Source organism: Aeromonas allosaccharophila (genome assembly GCF_000819685.1).
Taxonomy (GTDB): domain Bacteria; phylum Pseudomonadota; class Gammaproteobacteria; order Enterobacterales; family Aeromonadaceae; genus Aeromonas; species Aeromonas allosaccharophila.
Genome location: NZ_CDBR01000090.1, coordinates 1 through 4,663, shown reverse-complemented (window position 1 = coordinate 4,663; position 4,663 = coordinate 1). Strand labels below are relative to the sequence as shown.

General features: G+C 53.5%; 6 protein-coding genes. 1 reads left to right on the top strand and 5 read right to left on the bottom strand.

Annotated features, from left to right (window positions below):
- Positions 1-425 precede the first annotated feature (425 nt).
- From BN1115_RS15460 to BN1115_RS15445, 5 genes are all read right to left on the bottom strand, one after another.
- Positions 426-1,385, bottom strand: a complete 960-nt coding sequence (locus BN1115_RS15460; RefSeq protein ID WP_042657856.1) for a nuclease-related domain-containing protein — start codon at positions 1,383-1,385, stop codon at positions 426-428.
- Positions 1,386-1,533: 148 nt separating this feature from the next.
- Positions 1,534-1,854: a hypothetical protein gene (locus BN1115_RS15455; RefSeq protein WP_042657855.1), complete on the bottom strand. Its 321-nt coding sequence runs from the start codon at positions 1,852-1,854 to the stop codon at positions 1,534-1,536.
- A gap of 38 nt (positions 1,855-1,892) precedes the next feature.
- Positions 1,893-2,441, bottom strand: coding sequence for a transglycosylase SLT domain-containing protein (locus BN1115_RS21895; protein WP_082034877.1), 549 nt, complete (start codon positions 2,439-2,441; stop codon positions 1,893-1,895).
- Positions 2,442-2,490: 49 nt separating this feature from the next.
- Positions 2,491-3,492 (bottom strand): trypsin-like serine protease, encoded by a 1,002-nt coding sequence (locus BN1115_RS21890; protein WP_082034876.1) that lies wholly within the window; start codon positions 3,490-3,492, stop codon positions 2,491-2,493.
- 16 nt (positions 3,493-3,508) lie between these two features.
- Positions 3,509-3,766: a hypothetical protein gene (locus BN1115_RS15445; RefSeq protein WP_042657854.1), complete on the bottom strand. Its 258-nt coding sequence runs from the start codon at positions 3,764-3,766 to the stop codon at positions 3,509-3,511.
- A 243-nt stretch (positions 3,767-4,009) separates the two neighbouring features.
- On the opposite strand from BN1115_RS15445, the gene BN1115_RS15440 reads away from it, so the two are divergent.
- Positions 4,010-4,273, top strand: a complete 264-nt coding sequence (locus BN1115_RS15440; RefSeq protein ID WP_042657853.1) for a hypothetical protein — start codon at positions 4,010-4,012, stop codon at positions 4,271-4,273.
- The last annotated feature ends 390 nt before the right edge of the window (positions 4,274-4,663 follow it).

Genomic DNA, 4,663 nt, shown 5'->3' with positions numbered 1-4,663 from the left:
GGTCGCCGGCAGTGTGGATCTGGTGCACCTGGTTGCCCTGGCGTTCGATGACCATGGGGTACCTGTGAGCTCGCGCAGGGCCCCGGCAGTGCCGGTGGCCACGGTACCAGGACAAGTCGTGATCTGGATGGTCTGGCGCGCTCCTGCTGCTGGCCCGGGGTAACGGTCGAGCAGCTGCAGGTGATCGCCGCCTCGATGGCGGGCGCTGGCCAGCTGGTCGCCGGCAGTGTGGATCTGGTGCACCTGGTTGCCCTGGCGTTCAATGGCCATGGGGTACCTGTGAGCTCGCGCAGGGCCCCGGCAGTGCCGGTGGCCACGGTACCAGGACAAGTCGTGATCTGGACGCCAAGGAGGGAAGGTTGCAGCTGCACCGAGTTCGTCCCTTGGGAACGGTCGAGCAGCTGCAGGTGATTTTGGAGTAAGTTCTATGGATTCGGGATTGCCTTCTGGCATTCCATACAGAACACCTTACCGCCGAAGCGCGGCTTGTTGAACCAGCAAAACTTGGCGACGTTGTAGGCGACGACGGCCTCGCAGGAGGAACAGACAAGCTTCGATTTCCGCTCGCCGGTCAGCTCCACACTCGATGCAGAGGGCGCGTCCTCTTGCGGAGGCGCAACGCCCTTCACCTGAGCCTGAGCCGGGGGCGGAGCGACTGCGGGCAGACCGAACTTGGCCAGCCAGTCAAATTGGATGGGCTTGTGAGCTGTAACCAAACGCAGGGCGAAGTCTTCCAGCGTGTCCTGCCCGACGATTTTCGCGGCCCCAAGGATATTGTTGTCCTTGTCGATGTTCCGGTCTATTTTCGCCTTCAACTGATCGTTCTTTATGATGGTCTCGATGCCATCGATTTTCGCCTTCGGTCGGGAGATTCGAGCAGTCTTCGACACGAGAACTAGCCCCTGAAGGGATGGCGTGATAGTGAATCCCAGACGTTTCGGTGGGGCGACCAAACCGGTCTTGAAAATGGACTCCAATACGGCCATGTGGCGGCGATTCTGCTCCAAGGGCGAGGGGATGCCATAGGGCTTGCTCCCGAAAAAAGCGGAGAACTCCCCCTGCTCGTTCACTGCCACGCCCTCGGAGAAGCGCTTGCTCTCGCAGACGTAGATTTCCAGGAAGCGATTGATGAGAAGATGGTCGATCTGGGCCGAGCGTCCGTTGCATTCCAAACGGAGGTCATGAATGATCACCCAGTTCTTCGAGGCCCCGTAGTGGAACTCCATCTCGTAGGCTGCTTCGGCTTCCCCCCTTATCCCCGACTGGATGTTCCGAACCTCACGGTCGATAAGTCTTCGGATATCTTGGGAGACGTCCGGTCTGGCCGAGAGTGCTTTCAGTATCTCTATGTCCGCCGATCTATCGTCGGCCTTTTTAATCAGCATGGCGTTGCCTTCATATCGTTTTTTCCTTTAACTTCAGCGGCGAAACAGCTTGCGCCAATTGATTATGATCGAGCCGTTCAAACTCCACAGGAACACCACTAGGAGCTTTCTCTTGCATCATTTTTTCCTTAACTCAATCCCTGTGAAGTCAACTATTCTTTCTACGCCATGCAAAAAACATTGACGAAAAGAAGAGTAGTGAGGCCAGTAAAATCAAAGCAGACGGAGCGGAAAATCCTAGAATTTTACTCTGAGCCACAGCATCGAAAATGCTTATGAAATTTACCGACTCATTTACCTCTTGGTATGGCCATAGAGTAAATGCTGTTAAAAATAACCAAATGCTGGTTAATAGCTGCAATGGTTCAAAATTGTCAGTGATCACCTTTCCGATTCTTTGCAATAAAAATCCAAACAAGAAGAATGGCAATATGAAAATGAGAAATAAAATTTCAATTAATGCAGACATGACCGCCTCCTATAAAATTATTGGTTTCCTTCGTCACTTTAGTTACCCTTCTTTGGGTCGAGATCTGAAGATATTCCATGCCAGATTTTTCTCACCGTATTAGAGTAGTTGCGAGCAAGGTTTATGTCGCCTGGGTTATGATATTCGCCAACAGCAACCCACCAGTTACCAGTTACATCATATCGCTCTCTCAAGTAAGAGGCAGCCCCTCTTAAATTGGTTAGCGGTTCTGTGGCATCCCATAGCGATTCAAATCGTTCTGAGTGCCATCGCCAATTAACTTGAGCAAATCCTACATCAAATAATCGATCACCTTTGTTTACTAGGCCTTGGCAATAATCATACATTTCCTTTCTAGTGGAAAATCTTAGTGGCGTTCCTCTGTGATTTACTGTCCATGGCCAAGGTAGCACCCTGCCTTTGTTGGTTTTCAACTTACTTTCAGCAAGAGTGATGGCAAAAAGCAAATCTGCAGGAACATTTTTTTCACCACTAACTTTAAAAAATTCCGGTGGAATTTGGATGTAGTTCTTTGCCTGCAATTGGAACGCCATGAAAAACAGAATTGCAGCAAATGATACCTTCATTTAGCCCCCTTATTTATGAGGAGGGGTGCCAGCCCTCCCCTATTTCAGATTACTTTTTCCAGCGGCGGGCTGCTGCGATAGCTGCGAGCGCCAGCATGGTCAGGGGGCCGGTAGAGCCGCCACCGCCACCACCATTTTCTTCAGGTGTAGGAGTGGGGGGTTCAGGAGTTACCGGCTTGTTTACTTCGATGGTATCACTGCCAGTTATAGACAGCTTGCCGCTGCCTTTTACGACCAGTGTGCAAACTTGAAGAGGGTTTGCTGTACCGCTGGCGCAAGAGTTTGACTCAACAACCAATGAACCATCGGTATATGGAGTGAAAACCTCTGCATCTTTGTGGAAAGACTGAACCTTAATGGCCAGGCTCCCCTCGCCTTTCACTTCTGACGGATACGACCAGCTAGAAATTGTTTCAAGCAGCCATGCCGTGGTGTCTGCATTGTAGAATGCTTGGCACGACTGGATATAGGTGCCATCTTCTTGGCCGGCAGAACCTTGCATCACGCCCCAGATTCCTGAGTCGTTATAGCATGGGCCACCCGAGTCACCAGGTTGGCCGGTGCCAGTTCCAATAGCGTTGGCTGGATCATATTTCAGTTCGTAAGCGTCGGGAGACCAGCGGGGATCTGCAGGCCCTACGGCTACATTTGATGCGCCTTTCAGTATTCCACCCGAGTAACTAGACCAGCCAGCGATAGACTGCATAGTGCCAACGGTGGGCTCTGTGTTAATCAGGGTTGCTGTTGCTGGCATATTCTTATCCAGCTCCAACAATGAAACATCATAAACCCGGGGGACACTTCCGTCGTGCATAGGGTGAATTACGGTACGCTTGATACCTGCCACGCTTGAATTGGCGTTACTGACGGATTGACCAGTCATATCACCACAATGCGCTGCAGTGACAACCCATTTCCCGGCGATGACCGTCCCCGAACAGGTGCCCCCCACTCGTACAAACTCGGGGGTGTTTATTGGAGAACCATTAAAAATGGCGTGTGCTGGAGAAATTGCTGACATAAGCAGCGCTGCAATAACAGTCTTTTTCATACAATCCCTTAATTAATTATTTGTTTTCAAGTTTGTTTTTCATGGCCACTGATTTCTTAACCAGATTGTCCAATTTTATTACGCTCGACTTGAGCCGTGATACTTGTGCCTGAGAAGAAAGACCAAATTTTTTAGCACTTTGTTCTTGTGTCAGACCTTCAAGCATATGAGCAACGAGTGCATCAGCTACGGCTTCGCTTGTACTCTTCGTGTGTTCAACTAACAAACGAATATATTTCTCATCCATTAGTAGTAGCATTTCATTGAACTCCACTCCCCTGTTCTTCTTTATGTGTAAATTCTATGCCTGCAATGCTGCATAGTCAACATTGTTTTTTAGGGCGGTCGAGCTCGAAGTCTCAATGGCGGGGGCTGGCCAGCTGGTCGCCGGCAGTGTGGATCTGGTGCACCTGGTTGCCCTGGCGTTCGATGGCCATGGGGTACCTGTGAGCTCGCGCAGGGCCCCGGCAGTGCCGGTGGCCACGGTACCAGGACAAGTCGTGATCTGGATGGTCTGGTGCGCTCCTGCTGCTGGCCCGGGGGAACGGTCGAGCAGCTGCAGGTGATCGCCGCCTCGATGGCGGGGGCTGGCCAGCTGGTCGCCGGCAGTGTGGATCTGGTGCACCTGGTTGCCCTGGCGTTCGATGGCCATGGGGTACCTGTGAGCTCGCGCAGGGCCCCGGCAGTGCCGGTGGCCACGGTACCAGGACAAGTCGTGATCTGGATGGTCTGGTGCGCTCCTGCTGCTGGCCCGGGGGAACGGTCGAGCAGCTGCAGGTGATCGCCGCCTCGATGGCGGGGGGCTGGCCAGCTGGTCGCCGGTGATCCGGTTTACCTGGTTGCCCTACCCTGCCAGCCGTGCCAATGGCCACGGTACCAGGACAAGTCGAGATCTGGACGCCAGGGAGGGAGGTTTACTGCTGGCCCGGGGGAACGGTCGAGCAGCTGCAGGTGATCGCCGCCTCGATGGCGGGGGGCTGGCCAGCTGGTCGCCGGCAGTGTGGATCCGGTGTACCTGGTTGCCCTGGGCGTGGTACAGCCGCCCGATAGCGTTTCACACCCGCCCGATAGGGCCGGTACCCGGGCAAGCTGTGATCTGGACGCCAGGGAGGGAGGTTTACTGCTGGCCCGGGGGGAACGGTCGAGCAGCTGCAGGTGATCGCCGCCTCGA

What these genes read in the sequence shown, in the direction of transcription:
- BN1115_RS15455 (WP_042657855.1), bottom strand. Translation starts at nt 1,854, where the DNA reads ATGTCTGCATTAATTGAAATTTTATTTCTCATTTTCATATTGCCATTC.
- BN1115_RS21890 (WP_082034876.1), bottom strand. Translation starts at nt 3,492, where the DNA reads ATGAAAAAGACTGTTATTGCAGCGCTGCTTATGTCAGCAATTTCTCCA.
- BN1115_RS21895 (WP_082034877.1), bottom strand. Translation starts at nt 2,441, where the DNA reads ATGAAGGTATCATTTGCTGCAATTCTGTTTTTCATGGCGTTCCAATTG.
- BN1115_RS15460 (WP_042657856.1), bottom strand. Translation starts at nt 1,385, where the DNA reads ATGCTGATTAAAAAGGCCGACGATAGATCGGCGGACATAGAGATACTG.